Origin of the sequence: Terrisporobacter hibernicus, assembly GCF_020809405.1 — a bacterium.
GTDB classification, from domain to species: Bacteria; Bacillota; Clostridia; order Peptostreptococcales; family Peptostreptococcaceae; genus Terrisporobacter; species Terrisporobacter petrolearius.
Window position 1 is genome coordinate 480,818 of the sequence record NZ_CP081135.1, and the last position, 24,929, is coordinate 505,746.

Annotated in this window: 20 protein-coding genes and 2 riboswitches; of the genes, 5 read left to right on the top strand and 15 right to left on the bottom strand. The window is 28.2% G+C overall.

Annotated features, from left to right (window positions below; all coding sequences use genetic code 11):
- Positions 1 to 130: 130 nt before the first annotated feature.
- A complete protein-coding gene (locus JW646_RS02380; protein ID WP_228416452.1) occupies positions 131 to 586 on the bottom strand; it encodes a hypothetical protein in 456 nt (151 codons plus the stop codon).
- Between the two features lie 40 nt (positions 587 to 626).
- Between JW646_RS02380 and JW646_RS02385 the strand changes: the two genes are divergently transcribed.
- The gene (locus tag JW646_RS02385; RefSeq protein WP_331478053.1) at positions 627 to 1,196 is read left to right on the top strand and encodes a nucleoside recognition domain-containing protein; all 570 of its coding nucleotides are present in this window, start codon (positions 627 to 629) and stop codon (positions 1,194 to 1,196) included.
- Between the two features lie 96 nt (positions 1,197 to 1,292).
- Here the strand turns inward: JW646_RS02385 and JW646_RS02390 are convergent, their stop codons facing one another.
- The 7 genes from JW646_RS02390 to JW646_RS02420 form a co-directional block, all read right to left on the bottom strand.
- Positions 1,293 to 7,613, bottom strand: coding sequence for a leucine-rich repeat protein (locus tag JW646_RS02390; RefSeq protein WP_228416453.1), 6,321 nt, complete (start codon positions 7,611 to 7,613; stop codon positions 1,293 to 1,295).
- Positions 7,614 to 7,766: 153 nt separating this feature from the next.
- Positions 7,767 to 8,642, bottom strand: coding sequence for a hypothetical protein (locus tag JW646_RS02395; RefSeq protein WP_228416454.1), 876 nt, complete (start codon positions 8,640 to 8,642; stop codon positions 7,767 to 7,769).
- A 116-nt stretch (positions 8,643 to 8,758) separates the two neighbouring features.
- Positions 8,759 to 8,949, bottom strand: a riboswitch (cobalamin riboswitch).
- Positions 8,950 to 9,189: 240 nt separating this feature from the next.
- Entirely contained in the window at positions 9,190 to 10,782 is a 1,593-nt protein-coding gene (locus JW646_RS02400; protein ID WP_228416455.1) for a HAMP domain-containing sensor histidine kinase, read from the bottom strand.
- The gene (locus tag JW646_RS02405; protein WP_228416456.1) at positions 10,763 to 11,470 is read right to left on the bottom strand and encodes a response regulator transcription factor; all 708 of its coding nucleotides are present in this window, start codon (positions 11,468 to 11,470) and stop codon (positions 10,763 to 10,765) included. The genes JW646_RS02400 and JW646_RS02405 overlap by 20 nt, the downstream gene beginning before the upstream one ends.
- Positions 11,460 to 12,536 (bottom strand): lysylphosphatidylglycerol synthase transmembrane domain-containing protein, encoded by a 1,077-nt coding sequence (locus JW646_RS02410; RefSeq protein WP_228416457.1) that lies wholly within the window; start codon positions 12,534 to 12,536, stop codon positions 11,460 to 11,462. The genes JW646_RS02405 and JW646_RS02410 overlap by 11 nt, the downstream gene beginning before the upstream one ends.
- On the bottom strand, positions 12,529 to 13,218 hold the full coding sequence (locus JW646_RS02415) for a polysaccharide deacetylase family protein (protein ID WP_148557785.1): 690 nt from the start codon (positions 13,216 to 13,218) through the stop codon (positions 12,529 to 12,531). The genes JW646_RS02410 and JW646_RS02415 overlap by 8 nt, the downstream gene beginning before the upstream one ends.
- Positions 13,209 to 14,285: an MGDG synthase family glycosyltransferase gene (locus JW646_RS02420; RefSeq protein WP_074918057.1), complete on the bottom strand. Its 1,077-nt coding sequence runs from the start codon at positions 14,283 to 14,285 to the stop codon at positions 13,209 to 13,211. Before JW646_RS02420 ends, JW646_RS02415 begins: the two co-directional genes overlap by 10 nt.
- Positions 14,286 to 14,522: 237 nt before the next feature.
- On the opposite strand from JW646_RS02420, the gene JW646_RS02425 reads away from it, so the two are divergent.
- Both JW646_RS02425 and JW646_RS02430 read left to right on the top strand, forming a co-directional pair.
- Positions 14,523 to 15,410: a LysR family transcriptional regulator gene (locus tag JW646_RS02425; protein ID WP_148557786.1), complete on the top strand. Its 888-nt coding sequence runs from the start codon at positions 14,523 to 14,525 to the stop codon at positions 15,408 to 15,410.
- Between the two features lie 213 nt (positions 15,411 to 15,623).
- A complete protein-coding gene (locus JW646_RS02430) occupies positions 15,624 to 15,854 on the top strand; it encodes a hypothetical protein (RefSeq protein ID WP_074918061.1) in 231 nt (76 codons plus the stop codon).
- A 116-nt stretch (positions 15,855 to 15,970) separates the two neighbouring features.
- On the opposite strand, the gene JW646_RS02435 is transcribed toward JW646_RS02430, so the two are convergent.
- Together JW646_RS02435 and JW646_RS02440 are read right to left on the bottom strand one after the other, a co-directional pair.
- The gene (locus JW646_RS02435) at positions 15,971 to 16,855 is read right to left on the bottom strand and encodes a sigma-70 family RNA polymerase sigma factor (RefSeq protein ID WP_074918063.1); all 885 of its coding nucleotides are present in this window, start codon (positions 16,853 to 16,855) and stop codon (positions 15,971 to 15,973) included.
- A gap of 278 nt (positions 16,856 to 17,133) precedes the next feature.
- Entirely contained in the window at positions 17,134 to 17,664 is a 531-nt protein-coding gene (locus JW646_RS02440; protein WP_148557787.1) for an FKBP-type peptidyl-prolyl cis-trans isomerase, read from the bottom strand.
- Between the two features lie 704 nt (positions 17,665 to 18,368).
- Between JW646_RS02440 and JW646_RS02445 the strand changes: the two genes are divergently transcribed.
- Positions 18,369 to 19,628, top strand: a complete 1,260-nt coding sequence (locus JW646_RS02445) for a DUF1002 domain-containing protein (protein WP_148557788.1) — start codon at positions 18,369 to 18,371, stop codon at positions 19,626 to 19,628.
- A 44-nt stretch (positions 19,629 to 19,672) separates the two neighbouring features.
- Here the strand turns inward: JW646_RS02445 and proC are convergent, their stop codons facing one another.
- Complete coding sequence (gene proC / locus JW646_RS02450; protein WP_148557789.1) at positions 19,673 to 20,473, bottom strand: pyrroline-5-carboxylate reductase; 801 nt, start codon at positions 20,471 to 20,473, stop codon at positions 19,673 to 19,675.
- Positions 20,474 to 20,509: 36 nt separating this feature from the next.
- Positions 20,510 to 21,121, bottom strand: coding sequence for a DNA-3-methyladenine glycosylase (locus JW646_RS02455; protein WP_148557790.1), 612 nt, complete (start codon positions 21,119 to 21,121; stop codon positions 20,510 to 20,512).
- A gap of 126 nt (positions 21,122 to 21,247) precedes the next feature.
- Between JW646_RS02455 and JW646_RS02460 the strand changes: the two genes are divergently transcribed.
- On the top strand, positions 21,248 to 22,168 hold the full coding sequence (locus tag JW646_RS02460; protein ID WP_228416458.1) for a Ppx/GppA phosphatase family protein: 921 nt from the start codon (positions 21,248 to 21,250) through the stop codon (positions 22,166 to 22,168).
- A gap of 55 nt (positions 22,169 to 22,223) precedes the next feature.
- Here the strand turns inward: JW646_RS02460 and JW646_RS02465 are convergent, their stop codons facing one another.
- From JW646_RS02465 to JW646_RS02475, 3 genes are read right to left on the bottom strand one after another with little or no spacing between them, the layout of a single operon-like run.
- Positions 22,224 to 23,027 carry a MetQ/NlpA family ABC transporter substrate-binding protein gene (locus JW646_RS02465; RefSeq protein ID WP_228416459.1) on the bottom strand — a complete coding sequence of 268 codons (804 nt, stop codon included), beginning with the start codon at positions 23,025 to 23,027 and terminating at the stop codon, positions 22,224 to 22,226.
- A gap of 28 nt (positions 23,028 to 23,055) precedes the next feature.
- Positions 23,056 to 23,718 (bottom strand): methionine ABC transporter permease, encoded by a 663-nt coding sequence (locus JW646_RS02470; RefSeq protein WP_074918077.1) that lies wholly within the window; start codon positions 23,716 to 23,718, stop codon positions 23,056 to 23,058.
- Positions 23,711 to 24,676, bottom strand: coding sequence for a methionine ABC transporter ATP-binding protein (locus JW646_RS02475; RefSeq protein WP_228416461.1), 966 nt, complete (start codon positions 24,674 to 24,676; stop codon positions 23,711 to 23,713). The genes JW646_RS02470 and JW646_RS02475 overlap by 8 nt, the downstream gene beginning before the upstream one ends.
- An 89-nt stretch (positions 24,677 to 24,765) precedes the next feature.
- Positions 24,766 to 24,869: riboswitch (SAM riboswitch) on the bottom strand.
- Between the last annotated feature and the right edge of the window lie 60 nt (positions 24,870 to 24,929).

Sequence of the window (24,929 nt, forward strand, 5' to 3'; positions counted from 1 at the left end):
GGCAATCAAGTTCACATCCAAGATTACCATTCACACTAATTTAAAATTGGTTTTCACACTAGTGAGATACGATTACCTCACATTTATTATTATATATTCTACATATTTTCTTTTCAATTATTTTAATTCGTCATATTTCTACATTGCTATAATATTTCCATTCTAGTTGCTCTTTTGTAATTGGATGTAAACCAGTTGTCTTTTGTTTACCTTTACAACATCTTGTAATGCAGGATGGATTTACATTATACTTTCTACCTGCATCAGATAAATAATAAAATACTTCTTTGGTGTTTATGCAAATAACAGACTTATTGTTAGATTGGTTTAATCTATTATTTATATCATCTTCACTCATATTTATGTAATCTTTATAAAATACCCATATCATAGGTTTACCATCTATTTTACCTGCAGATTTTTCGATGCTCCTACATACTCTTATAATAGGTGTAGTGACTTTCAATCTTAACTCCTCTTTAGCTTTCTTAGCATTTTCAAATACTTCTCTAGTATTAAGTAATACTACTTTTTCATTACTGAAATCTAACTTTTTTTCATACTCTAATTTAATGACTATTTTCATTGTTCTATCTCCTTTGTATAGAACTCTATTGTAGTGGTAAATGGATTCTTCCGTCTTCACTCTGGAATTACCACCTTACAGACCGCCACAAATTGGAAGAGTAATCTACACTTCTATTATAGATAGAACTCTATTTGTACTAAGAAGAGCTATAGTAGTGGCAATTCCTGCAGGAATTATTACATGGATTTTTGCAAATATATATATTGGTGATATGAGCATATTATCTCACGTTGCTAATTTTTTAGATCCTCTTGGAAAACTAATAGGACTTGACGGTTTTATTTTATTGGCATTTATCTTAGGCTTTCCTGCCAACGAAATCGTGGTACCTATATTAATTATGAGTTATATGGCTACTGGTAAAATGATCGAGTTTGATCAACTTTCAGCATTGGGCGAGTTACTAAAAAATAATGGTTGGACTTATTTAACAGCATTAAATATGATGTTGTTTAGTTTGCTCCACTGGCCATGTGCTACCACGTTGCTAACTATAAAAAAAGAAACAAATAGTATTAAATGGACTGCTTTAGGATTTTTAATTCCTACAGCCATAGCTTTTATTGTATGTTTTATTACCACAACTATTTATAATATTATTGTTTAAAAAAAGGATAGATAAATTTGCTCCTATACAAATTTATCTATCCTTCTTATTTTAAATTTAATAACTATGCTTGAACTATTCTTCTAATATTTATTCTTAACTTTTCTTTCTTTTGTTAAATATAACAAATCCTAATATACAAACTGCTATAATACAAATTCCACTGTAAAGCCATATTGATGATTGATCTCCTGTTTTTACTGAAGAATTTGAATCATTATTATTGTTAGTATTTTGATTAGTATTATTATCTGATTTATTGTTATCTTGATTATCTGATTTATTGTCATCCTTGTCATCACTTGATTGATTATTGTTGTCATCTTTGTCTTTGTCATTGTCACTTGATTGATTATCGTTGTCATCTTTGTCTTTGTTATCTGATGGGTCATTGTTATCTGTATTGTCATTGTCTAATTCTTCTTTTTCAAAGACGGCTATAAATTTTGTATCCTCACTTATAGTTACAGTATACTCTGCATCTTCACTTAAAATAGTATCATCATCTCCTGATTTTACCCATTTTAAAAATTTATATCCTTTGTTTGTAGTGGCTTTAAGTTTCCACTTAGATGTTAAATCATCTTCGTTTTTGCTCAATAGTTCAAAACTTACTTCTCCACCTTTTTCTTCATTTGTATCTAAGCTTACTTGTGGGTATTCTCCTACGTATTTGAATTTTGCTATATATTCTGTATCTTTGTCTATTGTTACTTCATATGTTTTTTCATTTGACAATATTTTATCTGAGCCTTTTAATGTCCAGCCTATAAATTCATAATTTTTATTTGCTTTTGCTGTTAAAATCCACTTAGCTGTTAATTGTTCTTCATCTTTACTTACTAGCTTAGTATCTGCTTGGCCTCCTTTATTTGCTTCAACTTTTGCTATTGGGTATTCTCCTACATATTTGAATTTTGCAACATATTGTGTATCCTTGTCTATTGTCACCTCATATGTCGCATTTGTTGATACTACTTTATCTGTACCTTTTACTATCCATCCTACAAATTCATAATGTGTATTAGCTTTTGCTGTTAAAATCCATGTTGCTGTTTCTTCTTTTTTATCGTTTGATTTCATTTCAGCTTTTGCACTTCCACCTTTTTCAGGAGTTGAGGCGATTGTTGCTTGTGGGTCCTTATTTTCTTTTTTGAAAATAGCTACATATTCACTGTCTTTTGATATAGTTACTGAGTATGTTTCATCTTCTGATAGTATCTTACTTTCATCTTCTTTAGATGCCCATCCCATAAATATATATCCTTTATTTGCTGTTGCTGTCAGTTTATATTTTGCTGTTTTATTGTCTACATCTTCACTTACTTTTTCTACAGTAGCTTTTCCACCTTTTTCATCATTAACTGATACTGTTGCTTCTGGCATTTTTACATCTAAGTCTACAAATGTATAGTTGTATTTTTTCGCAAATTCTTCTGCATATGTTCCTTTGTATCCTTTTACTGTTTTTAGTGCTTGGCAATATCTAAATACCATTTCCGGATATTCTATATTTGTCAAACTCTTTGGTAGTGTTATTTCTTTCAAGCTTATACAATTTGTAAATACTGAATCTTTTAGTACCGTTATTCCTTCTGGCACTTCTATGCTCTCTAATGACTTACATCCATTGAACAATGATCTTGGTATTGTTTTTAATGATTTACTTGGTAGTTTTGCTGACTTCATTTTTTCACAACCAGCAAATACTGATTGACCCAATTCTTCTACTGTTTCCGGTATTTCTATACTTTCTAATAAGGTGCAAGTCATAAATGCTCTTGCTTTTATCTCTTTTAATCCTTGGCCTAATTCTACTTTAGTCATTTTTTGACAAGAATAAAATGCTCTATCTCCTATTTCTACAACTTTTCTTCCTTCTACTTCCGATGGAATTACAACCTCTGTAACATTTTCATCAAGGGGCTCTTTTACTGACAATGTTCCATCTTCTAATACTGTATATCTTAATGTTTTATCTTGTATATATGCTAACTTAAAGTTTGCCACATACTCTATATTTTTATCTATTTCTACTTCGTACTGTGCATCTGTTGATACTATTTCATCTGATCCTTTAAGGCTCCATCCTTCAAATTCATAGTTTTCATTTGCTGTTGCTATTAATTTATATTTTGCTGTTTTATTGTCTATATCTTCACTTACTTTTTCTACTGTAGCTTTTCCACCTTTTTCATCATTAGCTGATACTGTTGCTTCTGGCATTTTTACATCTAAGTCCACAAATGTATAGTTGTATTTTTTAGCAAATTCTTCTGCATATGTTCCTTTGTATCCTTTTACTGTTTTTAGTGCTTGGCAATATCTAAATACCATTTCAGGATATTCTATATTTGTCAAACTCTTTGGTAGTCTTATTTCTTTTAAGCTTACACAATTTGTAAACACCGAATCTTTTAATACTGCTATTCCTTCTGGTATTTCTATACTCTCTAATGACTTACAACCATTAAACAATGATCTTGGTATTGTTTTTAATGATTTACTTGGTAGTTTTGCTGACTTCATGTTTTCACAACCTGCAAATACTGATTGACCTAATTCTTCTACTGTTTCCGGTATTTCTATACTTTCTAATAAGGTGCAAGTCATAAATGCTCTTGCTTTTATCACTTTTAATCCTTGGGCTAATTCTACTTTAGTTAGTTTTTGGCAAGAATAAAATGCTCTATCTCCTATTTCTACAACTTTTCTTCCTTCTACTTCTGATGGAATTACAACTTGTGTAACATTTTCATCAAGTGGCTCTTTTACTGACAATGTTTCATCTTCTAATACTGTATATCTTAATGTTTTATCTTGTATATATGCTAACTTAAAGTTTGCCACATACTCTGTATTTTTATCTATTTCTACTTGGTACTGTGCATCTGTTGATACTATTTCATCTGATCCTTTAAGGCTCCATCCTTCAAATTCATAGTTTTCATTTGCTGTTGCTGTCAGTTTATATTTTGCTGTTTTATTGTCTACATCTTCACTTACTTTTTCTACTGTAGCTTTTCCACCTTTTTCATCATTAACTAATACTTTAGCTCTTGGTATTGATGTATCTTCATCATCTACACTTATTTGTATATCAGGCATAATATTAAAATAAATATCATTATCTCCATATCCTGCATTAAAGTTTGGTGATAGACCCTCTTGTGGTATTTTGCAATGAGTATCTAGAGGACTTCCCATATGCTGTGCATGTACTTTTCCTTTAGATAATTTGTAAGTACCCTTTTTATCTATTGTAAATGTTAAAGGGCTATTTACAGAATATTGCTTATGAGGACCTTCTATAGTTTCTCCATTTAAATCATACACTAAGAATGTTCTATCAGGAAAACCTGGGTTATATATAGTAGCCATTTTATAAATTGGCACTTCTAAATTTGTAAAGCTTACACTTGCTTTATCTCCTACTTTAAGCTCCTTACCTTTATTGCTATCATTAGATATGCTTATATCACTTTCCATAGCGTCTAATACATAATAAAGTACATTATCACCAGATGTCATTCTTATTATATTTCTACCAGTCTTAACTTTAATAGTATAGGAACCATTTTTATCTGCTTCGTATTTTGTCCAATTATTTGCAAAATCACTATCTATATGTATTGGATCATGTGTTTCTACTGTAACACCTTTAGATGGTGTAAAAGTATATTCTCCATATCCTTTGCCTTTTACAACTGTTCCATCTGGATATGTTGTATCTCCAGTAAAATATACTGTATCGTATTTTGTCCATTTTCTATCTCTTACTTTAAAATTAGGATCTATATCTCCTCTGCTACCACCTACATTTACTATAACTATTCCTGTTTGTTCTTTATCTATTGCATTAAATCCATATATTCTTTTCTTGTCAAATCCAGGATCACTAGTTGCTTCTTGACCTTCAATTAAAGGATCGTATGTAATTTTAATAACTGCTATTCCTTCTTTTTTACCAGTCATATTTACATATTTTCTACCTTCCTTGCCTTTTTCTTCTATAGATAAATTGTCTTTTCCATATATAACTTCATAATGTTTATCTGGTTCAACAAATTTATTTGAAACGGGACTTGTCATTCCCTGCCAAACACGAAATGTTTCTAGCTTTTGGGTGTCTCCCACATTCATATTTACATGACTACCTTCATCAGTAATATTTGTATAGATATCATCCCACTTATTACGATAGTATGGATTTTCTTCATAGTCTTTTTTCTTTACTAAATCTAGGGTAATGGCTTCTTTTACTTTCTCTGTATCTAAATAAAAATATGGTTTAGTTGTCTTAACGTATTGCGTATCTCCTCCACCTGCTACTAACTTATAGTGATCTGAGGGCACTTGGAATTTATAACTATCATATTCTTTGTTTGATGTATCTACAGACAGTGGCTTAACTTCAAAAAGCTCTCTGTATGCTTCTCCATATATATTGTATAGATGAAGACCTGCCCCTTTATTTACTCTATATTCTATTGGATCTTCAGATTTAGATTGTAAATATACTTTTATCGTTCTAGTACTTGTACAATTTGATCCATCAAGTTCAGCACTTACATATGTATATATTTGATCGTTTGAATCACAATTTTGAGTAGTAAATGTGTAATTTACATTTTTATCTACTGGAGTAACTTTTATTTTATATTTCTTATCTTCTCCTTTAGCTTCTAACACATAATAATAATCCTGAAATGTTTTCTCTTTATATCCTGGCTTTATATCAAGTATTTTTCCATCTGGATCTGTTATTTCTATATTTACTTTATTGCTATCTTTTTCATTTAATTTATATTCGTTTATATATATTTCAAATGGGAAAAAAGTTTTTGATTGTTCTTCCTTAGTTTTTTCTACTTGGAACGTTCCTTTTCTACCTATATTTTTTTCATATCCAAAGAAAGTGTATTTATATTCACCTGCTGTCAGATGGTAAGAACCTTTCTCAAATCTATTACCGTGGCATTCTTTAAGTTTTTTTGGCTTTACTATTTCACCGTATCTATTGTATACCTCTAAGGAGGACATATTATACCAATCATGACCTTCAATGCTATATGTATATGCCTTATCAAAAGTGGCCTTTATCTTCACAGCTGAAGAAGGTATTTTAAATGTATATATATAATTAATACCATCAGATTTGTCTTGATCTATTTCTCTTTTTATATCATTTCCGTCTTTGTCTTTTATTTCCAATGTATCCATTGCAAAATTTTCATCTGGTTTTACAGTTAAAGTAACTTTTGTATTTAATTTACCTTCTTTTACATCTACTGATATTTGTCCATTTTCTGTGTCCAAAGTCTTTATTTCATAGGCTTTTTCATCATCTACTGATAAATTTAATGTATAAGGTTTTGATGCTTCTTTTCCATCATTTGCTATGAATTTTAGTTTATAATTCCCTGATTTTTCTGGTTTAAATGAATAATTTGAATCCGCATCTACTTCTTCCTTATTATCAACTGATACTTTATATGTTAATTTGTCATTTTCCTTATCACTAAATATTTTAGATAAATCTAGGGAATAAGTTTCTCCTAGCTTAATACTAGCACTGTCACTTTCTTTGCTCGTTACTGGAGCCGTGTTTGATTTAATATTTGATTTTATTTTAAATGTATATGTACTAGATTCTATATTTTGGCCTGATCCTGGCCAAGACTTATCACCACATATAACCTTTATAGTTTCTCCATCTAGTACTTTTATTTCTTCACTTCTTTTATATCCTTCTTTTGATGTGTCTACATCTTCACCTTTATATACTCTTACTTGGTAGTTTTTATTAGCAGCTGTTGGTTTTACAGTTATTTTATTAGTATCTCCAAGTGCTAGTGTATACTCTTTAGTTTCACTGCTAAATTTAGGTGATAAACTTCCTTCACTAAAATCTATATTTTTTAATGATGTATCATTCTTACTATAATTTCCACCTATATCTGATCCAAACTTAGTAGTATACATTACTCTAATTTCATCATTAGCTTTTACTTTAAATGCCCCAAATCCTAGATTAACAAACCAATCATTTTTAGTTCCCATCCATCCTGAACTAGATCCACCATCAAATGCTTTTAGTCCATTGATTTCACTTATGTAGTTATTTTCTGCACCTGTTTGTGTAGCTTTCACCTTATCTAGTGCTTTAACTATTGCATCCATCATAGTCATATTGTCTTCAATTTTTACCCAATCATCTACTAAAGTTCCATCCCATGCTGCTCCATCTTTTTTAGAGTACGTAGTATTTTCTACTATTACATGTACTTTTTGTGTTAACACTTCTTGTGCAAAAGATTTTATTGATGATACTGTAGATAAGGTAAACACCATAATAAATGCAAGAAAAGAGCTAATAATTTTTTGACTTAATTTCTTAGTGTTTTTATTCCTCATATCTTTCCCCCCAAAATTAAAATATTATAAATCTATAAAAGGGTGCTCTGAAAGCACCCCTTTTATAACAAATTACCAATTATGTAATAAATTTATCATCTTTCTTATTGTAATAATAAATATATTTATTAACACAAATGGTTTAATTGTTTACTATTTAGTAGGTAACCCTGACAAGTTTTCTGGGAATTGTACGCTATAGCCTCCATATGCCCAAACAACAGTTTGTCCTGACTCCACATCAAATGTTTCTCCGCCAACTTTTTCAGAAACATCTACCATTTTTTGTTCAGAAGTCGCATTTCCTTCAGAATCATATACTCTATACATCCAACCAAGTTCATTTTCCATATATGGATAATCTTTATTATTTATATTTACATTTTTTAAGAATTTACTTCCCCATTGTAAATCATCAACAAAATTATCAGCTACAACAGATATTGCATCCATTGCAGATGGATAATTTATTTTAGATGATACAGCACTTGTTGATACAGACCCTTTATTACTTTTTAAAAATTTAAAACTACCACTTGAAGCATCGTATGCTCTTACATTCACACCAGAAACATCTTTTTGTACATCCTTTGGATTTAATACTACAGTAAAGTCCATATATCCTGATTTTGTATTTGTTGCTTCTACAACTGCCACTCCCGCATTCTTTGACGTATCAATCTCAGCATTTCCTTTAGCTGCAAATTGATTTCCTACTGCTTTCGGAGCTTGTTTGCTAACACTTACAGCATCTGTACTTCCTTGTACAATATTCCAATTAATAGAATTTGCATCTGCTTCATTATTAAAAAGACTTGTGCCATACCAATTACTTGTTGCGCCTTGAACCATTAAAGCTTGATCCTTTGTTCCACTTCCTTTTTCAACAGTATAATTATAATCAGTATTATAATTAGTTAAATTAGGATACTCTGTAAAAAAATCAGTTGCAAATGATGTTGCCCCCATTGATAACATTATAGCTGCCGCCATTCCTGTAGTTGCAAATTTTCTAAATCTTTTGTTCATAAAAAACATCCCCTTCTTTATTAAAAATATTATTATTTATAAGGAAGATTAATTTCCATATAATTATCAAAAACCACATGAAAAATAAACCTCCGATTATGCCTTCGGAAACTTTCACCATAAACTTACAATATGCCTGTATTCTGACTAAAGCTCAAACCTACTCTTTGCTCCTTCCCAGAGATAACTCCAGTGGTAATAGCAAATTTCGTAACTTATTACAGCAGGGATAATCTGTGGCGGAATCTCACCGCACTTCCAAAATAAAAAATATTTTTCATTTTTTACATATATTAATTATTTATATATTTACATTACTATTTTTTATTATCTATAATATTCAATAAGTTTACAAATTATTACCTCATATTCATTATACTGTATATTTATTCAGACTTTGGTATAGTCTTTTTTCTAATAAAAGTAGTACCATCATAGTACTACTTTTCACACCCTTCATAATATTGTACTTATGTTTTTATGCAATTAAAAAATGCCAGGTATGAAAATTCATACCTGGCATCAATAAATCTTTTTGATTAAAATTCTATACTTCTCTTGGAAGTATAATTTCAAATTCTGTTTTATAGTTTTTTCTAGCATCCACAATTTTTATACTTCCACCATGAGCTTCTACTATTTTTTTACTTATGGCAAGTCCCAGCCCTGAACCTTTTTTAGTACGAGATTTTTCCCCAACCACAAAAGGATTAAAAATATTTTTTCGTATTTCTTTTGGAATTCCATGGCCATTATCTGCAATATTTATTTTCACCATATCAAAATATTCTTCTATTTCAAATAATATGGATAAATCTTTTTTATTATGTTTTAATGAGTTTGATATAATATTTTCAAAAACACGCTTTAACTGAAATCTGTCTAACTTACAATAAATAGGGTCATCTGGAATATCAGCTTCCAACTCCACTCCATTTATATCTAATTCTTCATATTTTCCTGCTAGATAAACTCTACCATATTCACATAAATCTATTTTTTCAAAAACAAATTTGTAATCTGGATGTTCTAATTTACTATATTCATAAAAAGTATTAATCAATTCATCTAAGTGATCTGCTTTTTTATATATAGTCATAAGATATTGATCTTTTTCTTCTTCTGAAACTAGATTATCACAAACAGCTTTTGAATATCCCTTTATAACTGTTATTGGTGTTTTTAAATCATGGGATATATCCGCAAGGATTTTTTGTTTTTCTTCTTCCAAGCTTTCACGCTTTTTCTCACTATTATACAACTTCCTTGACATATCATTGAAACTACTACAAATATCACAAAATTCCTGTGGTCCATCATAATCTAAATAATTTTCACGCTCACCGTTTTTAAACTTGACAATGGCTTCATTTAAAATATTAATCGGTCTTTTTACTTTATGATTTAGCCAAGTTATAAATATTATAATTAAGATAATATATATTAGTATAAATAATACAAATGCGCATATGCAAGTAATCAAAATTTTACTATATATTTCATTAGTAAGAGAAGGAGTATTTATTAAAAGCGTTAACTTTTCATTGTCCTTATCTTTAAAAGAATATTTTCTAATATCATATCCTTTTAGATAAGCTCCTGTTAAATATTTAAACTCATTTTTAGTAAAAGATTTTCTAGTATCTCCCGTATTCGTATATATTAAATTTAATTTATCATCTACCACGTAAATTTTATTATGAATATCGTCATTTTCATCATAATAAGTTATGGATACTGATACATTTTCTTTATTTTTATCATTTTTATATTTTTGAATATCAATATATGGATCCACATAATAATCATGTATACAGCTTAACTCTCCCTTTGTAAATTCTTTGTTGAATTTTCCAGGCACACTCTCATATATAACCTTATTATTTTCATCTAATAATTGAATGAAAGTATCTTTTCCAGCTAATTTTTTTATACGTGATTTATTAATTTGATGATTTCCATTTTCAGTAATTAAGCTTGCATAATCTACTAATTCATTAATTCTAGGTTCACTAGCAATATCTTTTATTTTATGATTTATACCATGTAATATACATATAATAGAAATTATAATTATTACTGTAAAAGCAATGTAATTTCCAACTAAAATGGTAAAAAATTTACTTTTCTTTTTTCGCAATTTTATATCCAATTCCTCTCACAGTTTTTATATACTTAGGATTTTTAGAATCATCTTCAACTTTTTCACGCAGTCTAGAAATATGAACCATCATAGTATTATTGTCACTTTCAATATAATCTCCATTAATCGCTTCGCATATTTGCAACTTTGTATATACTTTTCCTGGTGTTTTCATAAGAAGAGCCAAAATTTTATATTCTGTAGGTGTGACTACAACTTCTTCTCCTTTTTTGTAAAGAGCTAACTTTTGAGTATCTAAAGTTAAGTCACCAACTATTAACTGTACCTCTTCATCTTTTGGTACTACTACTTTGTTAAAATCATAAAATCTTCTTAAGTTAGAATTAATTCTTGCCACTATTTCCAATGGATTAAATGGCTTTGTTATATAATCATCTGCACCTAAATTTAATCCCATTATCTTATCACTATCTTCATTTTTAGCAGATAAAATTATTATTGGAATAGTATATTTTGATCTTATTCTCATGGTTAATTCATAACCATCCATTTTTGGCATCATAATATCCATTACTACTAAATCAACTTTTATATTTTCTATTATCTGTAATGCATCCAATCCGTTCTGAGCAGAAATCACTCTATGGCCATCATTTTCAAGATAAATCTTTAGTAGCTTTATTATGTCTATATCATCTTCTACAACCAGTATATTATATGTCAAAATTTTCACCTCTTCTTTTTCTAGTAACTTTAATGTAATGATTCCCTCTGATGTTTAAAAGATAAGTGGTAGCAAGAACAATGCCACTTAATAGTACTAATAAATAAAAACTTATTCCTCTACTTACAAGCATAGCTGAGCTTAAAAGTTGAACTGGGAACAAAGTTTTGTAAATAAGCATAAATCCACTTTCACTAGCTCCTACAGCTCCAGGTAGTGGTAATGCAGATACACTAATGTATAAAACTGATTGTAACATAACTACTGTCACAAAAGAATACCCACTTAAACCAGATGCCTTGTATACCCAAAACGAAATACTGTGAAGAGCTATTATTTGTATTGTTGTAGTTAATACAATTTTTAAAACTGTTAATTTATTTTCTTTAAAATATTTAGCACTGTCTTTATATTCTTTCACTTGACATAATGCCATTTCTTTAAATTTATCTACTTTTTTATATTTGATTTTAACTAAAATAAAACAAATAAAATCAATAAACTTTCCTATAAATCTTTTTGAAAAAATTGCTGTTAATATAAATATCATCACTATTGTATTTAAAAAAATTCCAAGTGCAACAAAGTATTTAATATTCCCCAAAGTATTAACTAGTAATTCATGTTGAGTTACATACCCTATTATGGCCATAGTAACTGTTACAAACTGAAAACTAGCAAGATCCATAAGAAGAGCTAAAGATGAATGCGATACTTGAATTCCATCTTTGTGCATATAGTAAACTTGCATTGGTTGACCTCCTGTTGCAGAAGGAGTTACAGAACTAAAAAATAGGCCTATAATTGCATATTTTATGGAAGTTATAAAATTAATTTCATACTCCATAAGTTTTAGACTTCTACCTATATTTATACCTTCACAAATAACAAAAGTGAAACTACAAATTATGCTTATTACTATATAATTTATATTTAAAGTAGAGATTGCATTTATAATCTCTTCTATATTGTTATTTTTAAAAATTATATAAAAAGTTAATAAAATTAATCCAATAAATAAACCACCGTTTTTTAATATATTCTTTGGAGAAACTTTTTTACTCATAATAATCCTCCATAGTCAAAAATTTATATCCTTTTTTCTCCCAAACTGGAATTGCTTTTTCTAAGGCTTTTATTGTCCTAGATGGCGCTTCATCTTTTCCACGTCCATCATGCAAACATATTATACTTCCATTCTTACTTCTTCTTAATAATTTATCACATATAACTTGAGATGTTGTGTTTTTTTCCCAATCCTGTGCCATTACATCCCATAGTACTTTTATTAAATTATTTTTCTTCGCTTCATGATTTGTAAATATATTACAATGCCCCCAAGGCGGTCTATAAAACTTCACGTTAACGCCTAGTTGTTCCATGGCTTTTACACTTTCTTCAAAATCATATGAAGTATAAGATTTACTCTGATATAAAGCATTTTTGTGTTCATAAGAATGAAGACCTATACAGTGACCTTCCTCTTTCATCCTATTTACTATTATAGGATTTTCTTTTGCAAAAGTTGCTACCATAAAGAAAGTTGCCTTTATATTATGTTTTTTTAACAAATCTAAAAGACAAGGCGTATACTTTTCATCTGGTCCATCATCAAAAGTTAAGTATAGCACTTTATCATTTGAATTATTTTTCTTTGTTAGTTTATATTGAAGTTTATATAAATAAGTTGGCACAATACTATAACACAACAATATTATAACCAAAGCTATTATAATTTTTAATAACAAGCTGTTATACCTCCATAATAGTAATTAAGTGGTGATGTACTTTGTAATTTTTCTTTTTCAATTACTATATTTTCTTCCATGCTTTTTAAAAGCAATTCATTATTTAGTAAAGATGTTACATCTTCATAAATATCCGTTCCATTTGTCCATATTACCTTACCAATACAACTGTCTTGTATATATAAAGCATTTCCTATTTCTTGATATAAAAATGGTCTAATAACATATAATGGTGTTCCACTAAAAATAGCTTCAAATAATGTTATTCCACCAGATTTTGAAATTATTAAGTCTGCTTTTTTCATATATTTGTCAACTTTATCTGTATATCCAATTGATTCCACATTAGGATACTTTTCTTTTACATGTTCTAGTAGTTTTTTATTTTTACCTGCTATAAATGTTATTTCTACATTATCATCTTTTGAAAGTTTTTCTAAAAAGTCCATTGCACAAGGCATAAGACCTAAGCCCCCACCCATTATTAATACTTCTTTTTTATCCTTTGACTTTTCTATTATCTTTTCTTCCTTAAAATTTTGTTTAACAGGTATACCACTGATTACTATTTTATCACTATCTACATTTTTACTCAAAAGTGATTTTTTTGTTATGTCGCTACCTACAAAATATAAATCAGTTTGCTCACTAATCCATTCTTCATTTACAGATATATCTGTAACATAAGTATAAAGAGGAATATCACAATTTCTCATTTTTTTATATGCTGAAAAATATTGAGAACAAGCTGGAAAAGTAGAAATTACCAAATCAACATCATTATTTTTTAATAATAAATCCACTTTTTTTATTACCGATTTTTTTAGTGGTACACTAGTTCTTTTTGCTACAATTTTATTAAAAAAATTATAAATTAAAGAGAATTTATTAACCATAAAGTTAAAAACTAAATATATTAATTCACTAAGTTTTGGAAATATATACTCTATCATATCTATTATAATAACTGTTGCTTCTGGTTCTTCTCTTAATATTTCTTCTTTCACCGCTTCTGCTGCCGAATAATGGCCCATTCCAAATGCCCCTGTAAATATTAATGCTTTCATTTTAATTACCTCACAATCTATTAACTAATTTAAAGTATACATTAATTATTTTCATATTGCCTTTACATTTTCGTAAGATTACGTAAGATTACTGGTATTTTGGCTTACATTTTTGTCACATTTGTTTTTTATTCATTTTTCTTATGATAATAATAAGAAATATTAATGGTTAAAATATATAAATTAAAGTTATACTTATTATAATGACTTATTGTTAATATTAGGAGGAAAGATATTTTGATTGAAGAATTAAAAACATTTATATCTGTTGTTGAGTTTAAAAACTTTACTAAGGCTGCTAAACACCTTAATCTATCTCAACCTAGCGTTAGTAATCATATAAAAAGCTTAGAAAAATATTTTAATACCATAATAATAGATAGATCTATTAAACAAAAAAATATATACATTACAGAAAACGGAGAAATACTATATAAAAGGGCTAAAGAAATATTAAACTTATTAGATATGACTATGGATGAATTACATAATACTACCCAAAATGTAGAAGGCCATTTAAAAATCGGTGCTTCCTTAACAATAGGTGAATATATTTTACCTAATTTTCTTAAGAAATTTTGTTCCAAATATCCAAATATACAAATTGAAGTTCTTATTGAGAATACAAAATCTATTTGTGACAAACTATCAAACATATCTTTTGATATAGGTCTAGTGGAGGGAACTGTTTCTTCTCCTAATTTAAATCAAACATATTTTTATGAAGATAAAATGGTTTTAGCATTACCATACAATAGTGATATAAAAGAAGATAATTTTACTTTGGATAAATTAAAAAAATATAATTGGATTGGTAGAGAAAAGGGATCTGGTACAAGAGAATATTTAGATATGTTTTTGAATAATTCCAAAATCCAGCCTAAAAATATTATGGTGTTTGGAAGTAATTACGCTGTAAAAGAAGCTGTAAAAAATAATCTTGGGGTTACTATTGTGTCTAGTTTAATAGCTTATCCATCATATTATAACAAGGAATTAAAAATTATTTCATTGGATTACAGCTTTACTAGAAATTTTTCTTATATTCTTGCTAACAATATTACCCACTCAAAAGCAAATAACTTATTTATTAGAGAATTAAAAGACTTTGTTTTAACTTTATAGATTAAATATCATTAAATGAATAATTTTTTTCATAGTGTAAATATAATTTTTTACAATTTTCTCATGTAGAATTTTATATTTTCTTGTTTTATTTTTAAATATATTATGTTTTTTTTTAATAATTGCAAAATTAATGTAGTTTTTTTTATAGTGAAAGTAAGGAATAAGTATAGTACAATTTTCTTAATAAAAGATTTCATGGGAGGTTTTATTATGAGTTCTACTGTTATTGTTATTTTTTCCTTACTATCCTTAAGTCTTGTTTATTTTTTATTAAAAGTTTGTATCCAGTTTAATCGTATAAATAATTTAAATTTATTACTTGGCATGGATGTTACAAAACTTTATAATATTGATGATGATCATGAGGATGATTATTATTTCAATCACTTAATAAAAAAATCTGCTATGCAGCTATATATTTTATCAAATAAAAGGGTCTAACCTTTGCTATATAATATGCGTATATTATTGTGAAAAGTAATTTTTTACATAAAAATAGGTGATTACAAATTTATAATCACCCATTTAACATTGATCAAATTTAATAGAAATTAAATTTAATAGAAATTTTTTAGTTGCTTAAGTCTACTAGGATGTCTCAATTTCCTAATAGCCTTAGCTTCAATTTGTCTAATTCTTTCTCTTGTTACCCCAAATACTTTTCCTATTTCTTCAAGAGTTTTTGGATCATCATCATCTAATCCAAATCTCATTCTTAATACTCTTTGTTCTTGATCATTAAGTCCTGTAAGAAGTTCATCTATCTTTTCTCTAAGATTCTTTTGCTCCACTTCATGAATTACAACATCGTCTAAGTTGGCATCTGATGGTATAAATTCAACTAAAGAACTATCTTCATCCTCCTTAATAGGAGTATCTAAAGATACTACATTTTTATCTCTTTTTAAAATCTCAAGAATTTTATCAGGCTCCATATCACATGCTTCTGCTAGCTCATCTAATAATGGCTCTCTTTGTAACTCATTAGACAATTCTTGTTTTTTCCTTTTAATGTAGTTTATTCTTTGATGAAGATGTACTGGGATTCTTATAGTGTTTTCGCAATCATCAATATATCTAGTGATGCTTTGTTTTATCCACCAAGTAGCATAGGTACTAAACTTAAATCCTTTTTTGTAGTCATATTTTTCAACTGCTTTTATTAAGCCTATATTTCCAGCTTGAATTAAGTCTAGCATATCTACATTTTCTTTTCTGTATTTTTTTGCAATACTGACAACTAGCCTATAATTGGCATTAATAAATTTTTCTTTTGCATCCGGAATAGAATCATCTATATCTTTTGCCAATTCTATTTCTTCATTCGGTGTTAGCATTTTGTATTCTTCAATTTCTTTTAAATACATTTTCATAGCATTTGATGCAGATGATGAATCTGCAAAAACATAGTTTTCGTAAGTATGCTCTTTGTTAGCCCCCATATAATCTAACCCCTTCTTTATACATATTGTTCATTAAAAAATTGGTAAAAACATATTTCGTCTATATCAACTATAGTATGTTTTACTCCATGAAAAAATGCATGTTCTTTGTATATTTTCTAATTCATTAAACATTCAACAAAATAACCTAAAAACCTTTATTTAAGTTATTACGTTTTACAAATTATTAAAATATATCCTATTCTATAATTAATAAAAAATATTTACAAATCTATTTTTTATTACGAATAATTATATTATTATATCTAACTTTATATTTATTTTGAACAACCACAATCATGGTCATCGTTACAACCACAATCATCTCCACATCCACAATTATGTCCTTCTTCATTATGGTCATGACCACATCCGCATCCGTCATGGTGATGGTGTTCTAATTCTATGCTTTCTTCTGCTTGGAAGAACTCTTTTTCCATTTGTTCGTATGTAGGTAGAGATGCTTCTGTATCATATTCTTCTCCTGTCCAGTCTGCATACATCATTTGATCTCCATTTGTAAGTATCATTCTTCCAGCAGTTGTTATATTATCAACATACTCTAAAAACTCAATTTCCTTTTGTAGTACATCTCCTTCTAATTCTACATCATCGTCTGTACATCTTACTATTAGTACTGGTGCAAAATATCCTTCTTTATCTTTTACATTTACAACTATGTCTAATGTACCCTCAGCACCTTCTTCAAACTCACTTAATAATACATTTGTATCTATCATATCTTGAGGTACTAATAAATCCTCTATTAGGTATTTTAAAACTCTTTCTTTTACTAATTCTTGTGACATTACTATTCTCCTTTCAATGCTTAAGTTTGCATTGTAAAACATTATTATATTTTATTTCCTTTATATAGTATAATACATTTCATCATTTTTCAATCATCTTCCTACTTTAATGATAAACAAATGTATTATATTATATTTTATAAATACCCAATTTCTTCTTTCCTTGTCATAAAGAAAAGTATTCCCCTGTCTTCATTTAAATTTTAAGCTATGGACCATTAACAATAGTTTATTCTTTTAACACCTTTTAAGGTATTTTATAAAAGGTTGTTGCATTAAATTTTAACTTTCTCAAACAATCCTCCCCCTAATAATATATTACATCTTCCTTTAATTTATAATTATTTTCAGATTAAAAATATTATCTTCCTTTATATATTATTCTTTATATAATTAAAACCCTTTTTTTCCATAATAAATAAATATTCTACATTTTTATTTATTTTCACTTCTTATGCAAATCTTACAATTTTCTTAAAATAGCCACAAATAATTTTTTTTATAATATAATTAATATGTATCTAATAATAATTAGTAAAGATTTAAGTATAAATTGTAATTACAGTTACAATGTTGTAATCGCATTAAGTTGCTAAATATTATACTATATTCACAGGGTATTTTTACCCTATATTAAATCTTTACATAAAACTACTTAAAAGAGTAATATAATTATTTAGGTAGGAATTTTAGGAGGAAATATTATGAAATTTAAAAAGAAAGTTAGCTCTCTGTTAGTAGCAATGACAATAATAGCAAGTAGCATTGTGCCTTCTTTTGCTGATGGTACTAGAGTAGTGACTATAGGTGTTAACAATACAACTGAGCAAAGGCAAAAGATATTTAGTTATTTCGGTGTAAAAGAAAATGAAGTTCAAGTATTAGAGGTAAATAACAAAGAAGAAAGAGAATACTTAGGAGGAGTTGCTACAGAAGCGCAACTAGGAACTAAAACATACTCTTGTTCTTATGTAGAACCAACTAATAGTGGTGGAATAAATGTAAAAACAGCAAATATAACTTGGGTTACTTCTTCAATGGTAGCATCTACATTATCAACTGCTGGTATGACTAATGCCAATGCAGTAATAGCTGCAGTTTTCCCTGTAAGTGGTACTGGTGCTTTGACAGGTGTTATGAAAGCATTTGAAGATGCTTCTGGCAAAAAATTAGATAAAGATAAAAAAGAATTAGCTTCTGAAGAATTAATAACTACAGGAGATCTTGGTGATAAAATAGGTCAAGGTAAAATAGGTCAAGATAAAGCAGCTGGTGTTGTTAATGATATAAAAGCTGAAGTTATTAAAAACGGTACAAGTGATGCTACTCAAATAGCTGATATAATTAATAATGTAACTAATAATTACAATGTTACTTTAACAGATGCTCAAATTAAACAAATAACTGATTTGATGGAAAAAATAGCTGCTCAAAAATATGACTATAATTCAATGAAACAAACATTAAACAATGTTTCTGATGTTGTTCAAGACAACTTAAAAGAAGCTGGTGAAAGTGTAGAAAATTCTGGAATAATGGATTCTGTAGGAGGTTTATTCTCTTCAATAGGAGATTGGTTCTCTAACTTATTTGGTGGAAGCAAGGATTTAGGTATACTTGGTGAAACTAAAGATGATATGTTAGGAAGTAATGCAGTTATAAATGCTACAGATAAAGCTGCTGAAAACTTACCTTCTAGTGAAGAAGTTGAAGGTTTCTTCCAAAAGATAATTAATTGGTTCTCAAATTTATTTAATAATGACTCTGATAAAAATAATAACAGTGAAGATGTAAATAAGGATAATACTCAAACACCATCAAAAGAAGAATCTACTAATAACAATGTAGAAAATAATACAGATAGTGCTGATAATAAACAAGATAACCAAAGCACTGATGATAATTCTATAAATGTTCAAACTGAAACTGAAGAACATTTTGATTCACAAAATACAAATCAATAAATTTCCATAAGAAAAACTCCCATTTTACAATGGGAGTTTTTATATTATTTGCTCATTTCTATACTTTTATTAATACAAGATTCAATAGCTTTCAATACAGCACCTCTAAATTTTTCTTCTTCAAGTACTTTTACAGCCTCTATAGTTGTTCCTCCTGGTGAACAAACCATATCCTTCAACTCTCCAGGATGTTTACCTGTATCTAAAACCATTTTTGCAGCTCCTAATACTCCTTGGGAAGCAAATGTATATGCCTTATCTCTTGGCATACCAGCACGAACTGCACCATCAGCTATTGCTTCTATAAACATAAAAGCATACGCAGTTGATGATCCACTAGCTCCTATGACTGCATGAATTAAATCTTCTTTTACTACTTCACTCTTTCCTAATGAATCAAATATTGATTTTACAAAACTTAATTCTTCTTCGCTTATATTTTTATTTGGAGATAAAGAAGTCATACCTTCTCCAACAAGGGAAGGAGTATTTGGCATTGTTCTTACTATTTTTTTATCATCTCCAATGATTTTTTCCATTGCTTCAATAGTCTTTCCTGCTGCTATTGTAATTATTATTTTATCATTTATTAAATCTTTTATTTCTTCTAATATTTCATCGTATATATCTGGCTTTACACCTATTACAATAAGATCTGAAAATTCTACTACTTCTTTAGAATCTTTAGTCACATTAACATTATAATCATTTTTTATTTTTCCAATTGTTCTATCACTTTTTGCAGAAGCAATAATATGATTGTTATCAATCATTTTAGAATTTAATATTCCTCCTAAAATTGCCCCTCCCATATTTCCTGCACCTATAAAGCCTATTTTTTTCATAATCTGTCCTCCTTTTTCATAATACTACTAATTATATCATTGCTTATTTATAACAGAAACATTTTTATTATTTTTAATGTAAAATCTCCATAGTTTGTCTTTATCTTCTTGTGCATAATCAATATTAATTCTTTTATCTTCCACAATTTCAAAATCATCATCTGTATTATCTTCAATATAAAGTTCACTTCCAAATATATGTTTCCCACTTAGACTTCTGTCAATATTTAACCCCTTACAAAGTTTACCTGGACCATTTGTCAAATTCTTTTTTTGATAATTAGTCAATTCACTATAAGGTTTCAAAAATCGATTATAAGATATTTCATCAAAATCATTTATAGGCTCAACCGCTCTAATCAAAACACATTCTGGTATGTTTTCTTTATTAGCTGAAAGGTTTAAGCAATTATACATACCATAAATTAAATAAACATAAATATGACCTCCACTTAAGTATAGAGGATCTGTTCTAGTACTTTTTCTATTTTTATAAGCATGGGCAGCTTTATCAATAGTTCCCATATAAGCTTCTGTCTCCACTATTTTAGTCACAATTTTTTTATTATCATACTCTCTAATTAAAAATTTATTTAAAAGATTCTTAGCTAAAGTTATTCCATTTTCATTGTAAAATTTTTTATCCAAATTACATCCTCCTTACTTAGGATTTTCTCTTTATTAAGATTAGTATAACTCTATTTTTTTCAATTATTGATGAAGTAATTATATTAAACTATAATTTATTTATAGACATATACAGGGGGGATTAAATTGAAAACTTTAGGAATAATTGATATTGGTTCTAATTCAATAAAATTAATAATTGTAGAGATAAATAATAATATACATAATGAAATCTTTCATAAGAAGTTCCAAACTAGATTGTCTGATTTCGTAGGAAGAGAAAATAAGGAATTATCCTCTGAAGGTATGAAGAACTTCTTTGGAATTATATTTACTTTTAAAAAATTCTGTGACGACTTTAATTGTGATGAAATAATTGCTGTAGCTACAGAGTCCCTTAGACAAATTAAAAACTCTATAGATATTATAAATGATATTTCTAATTCTTTAGACGTACGCATAAGAATATTATCTCCAAGTGAAGAATGTTACTATGGTTATGTTTCTTCTATTCCGCAAGATTTAAATAATTATGTTCACTTAGATATAGGAGGAGGTAGTGTGGAGATAGGATTAGTAAAAGATAAAATTCTTGTAAAAAGTGTTAGTATACCTATGGGTGCTTTAATAATTACAAATAACTTTCATATTAAAGATGGAATTTCCAATGAAGAAATAAGCCATATTAAAGAGTACATTTTTAATAAACTAAAAAATATTTTATGGATTAATGAGTGTAAAAATTTGCCTACAGTTATAATTGGTGGATCCATAAAAACCATAGGCAGAATTCATCAAAAGGAATACGATATTATGTCTAATATTCATGGTTATGAGCTAAATTATAATGATATAGAAATTCTTTTGAAAAAAATCAGTCCTATGTCTTTAGAAGAAATCGTCAGTACTACAGGCATATCCAAAAGTAGAGGAGATATTCTTTTAGGTGCCTTAATTATTTTAAGTAGCCTTACATCATATTTCCACTCAACCAAAATTATTATTAGCAAGTTTACAATAAGGGAAGGTATTATTAATGACTATGTGAAAAATAATTATTTATTTTAAACTAAAAAAGAAGGATATTAATCCTTCCTTTTTATTGAGATTCATATATTATAAATTAAAATGTTGGAACTATACTTCCTTTATATTTTTCATTTATAAAGGACTTAACTTCATCACTTGTTAATGCTTTTGTTAATACTTTTATTTTTTCACTATCTTTATTGTCTTCTCTACAAGCTAATATATTAGCATATGGTGAATCATTAGATTCTATTGCTAAAGCATCTTTAGTTGGATTTAAGTTAACATTTAAAGCAAAGTTAGTATTTATTACAGCAAAATCCACATCTTCTAACGTCGATGGTACTTGAGCAGCCTCAGTTTCTACTATTTTCACATTTTTAGGATTTTTAGTTATATCTTTTGCTGTTATTAATTCTTTATCAGCAACCTCAATAATACCGTTATCAGCTAATAATTGTAATGCTCTTGCTTCATTTGTTGCATCATTTGGTACAGATATTTTTGTCCCATTTTTTATGTTATCTAACTTATTGTGTTTTTTAGAATAAATTCCCATTGGCTCTATATGAACCTTCGCTGTATAAGTTAATTTTAGATCTTTTTCTTTATTCATTTGTTCTAAATAAGGAACATGTTGGAAGTAATTTGCATCAAGCTCTCCCTCTGATAAAGATGTATTTGGAAGCACATAATCATCAAACTCTACTACCTCTAGATTATATCCTTTTTCTTTTAATAGTGGTTTTACAACCTCTAAAATTTCTGTATGAGGTGCTGGTGACGCTCCTACTTTTATAGTTTTATCTTCTTCTTTACTAGACTTTGAGCATCCTACAAATAATGACGCTCCTATAACTCCTACTAGTGTTAATCCTAATAATTTTTTTAATTTCATTTTGAAATCCCCCTTGTATTTATAATTTTTATTTTAGTTTTTTATATGCACAGTCTCCTGCACTTTGTATTAGCTGTACCATTATAATAAGTGTGATTACAACATATATCATAACTGAAGTGTCGAATCTTTGATGTCCATATACTATAGCAACTTTTCCAAGTCCTCCTGCTCCTACAGTTCCTGCCATAGCAGTACATCCTAATATGGAAATTATTGATAAAGTAATTCCAGATACTATTGAGGGCATTGCCTCTTTTATCATAACTTTGAATATTATTTGTAAACTTGTAGCTCCAAAAGATTTTGCAGCTTCTATTAACCCTTCATCTACCTCATTTAATGCATTCTCAATTACTCTTGCAATAAATGGAGCAGCACCTATAGTAATAGGAACTATGGCTGCTGTTTCTCCAATAGACGTTCCCACAATAAATCTTGTGAAAGGAATTAATGCTATTAGTAAAATAATAAATGGAAAACTTCTAACCATGTTTACTATAAACCCCAAAATACTGTATATTACTTTATTTGGCTTAAGTCCTTTTGGCTTTGTAACCACTAATATTATGGCCATTATAAATCCTAAGATTGTAGCTACTACAGTAGGCACAATTATCATGTATAATGTTTGAAGCAAAGCATCTCCAAGTATTTCAGTTAAGTAAGTATATAAGCTTGTTTTATTCATTTATGATTTCCTCCCATCTAACTTTTTTCCAATTTAGATAATCTTTTATCTTTTCTCTATTATCATTATCCACATTTATAATTAATGACCCAAGTATATCTTCTCCGTATTTTTCTAACTTTCCACATATAATAGAGAAATTTATATCCAAATCTCTTGCCATGGAAGTTATTATGGAATCATTAGAAATTTCTTTTGGGAATATTATTCTTATATTAGTTCCCTTTGGCAGTACAATATTATCTTCTCCAACTAGTTTTTGTAAATTTTTAGAGTTTTTTAAAAATAATTCTTCTGTATCTCCTATTTCTAACACTTCTCCATTTTCCATAATAGCCACTCTAGAGCAAATTTGTTTTATTACTTCCATTTGGTGAGTAACCATAATTATTGTTATATTAAGTTTTTTGTTTATATCTTGTAATAAACTTAATATGGATTTTGTTGTGTTTGGATCTAGAGCTGAAGTGGCTTCGTCGCATAAAAGTACTTTTGGGTTTAGTGCTAAAGCTCTTGCTATGGCAACTCTTTGTTTTTGACCTCCACTTAGGTTTCTAGGTTTCATATTTTTCTTATCCTGAATTCCTACCAATGACAAAAGTTCATCTACTCTTTTGCTTATTTCATTTCTTGAATATTTAAAGCATTCTAGCGGAAGAGATACATTTTCAAATACTGTTTTTCTTTCCAATAGTGAAAAGTGTTGAAATATCATGCCCAAATCTTTTCTTAAAAACCTAAGCTCTCTTTCATCTAAATTTTTCACTTCTCTATCTTGTACTGTTATACTTCCATCCTCATAAGTTTCTAGTCTATTTATGCATCTTAGTAATGTGGATTTTCCTGCTCCACTATGGCCTATTATGCCAAATATCTCACCTTCTTTTATATGCATATTAATATCATTTAAAACTTTTGTTTTTCCATAATGTTTATTCACTTCACATATTCGTATCATATTATTTCCCCCTCAAAAGCCTCTTAATTTTGTCTAAAAATGGTATTAAAAAAAGCCTAAGTATAAACTTAGGCTAAATAACTAATTTATACTCATCTTTCAACTAAAAATAGTTGCAGGATTTAGCACCATGTACAAACGTACTGGTTGCCGGGTTTCATAGGGCCAGTCCCTCCACCTCTCTTGATAAGAGTCTTTTTAATTTTTATTATGTTATAAATATTAATCATTTTCTTTTCAAATGTCAATCATT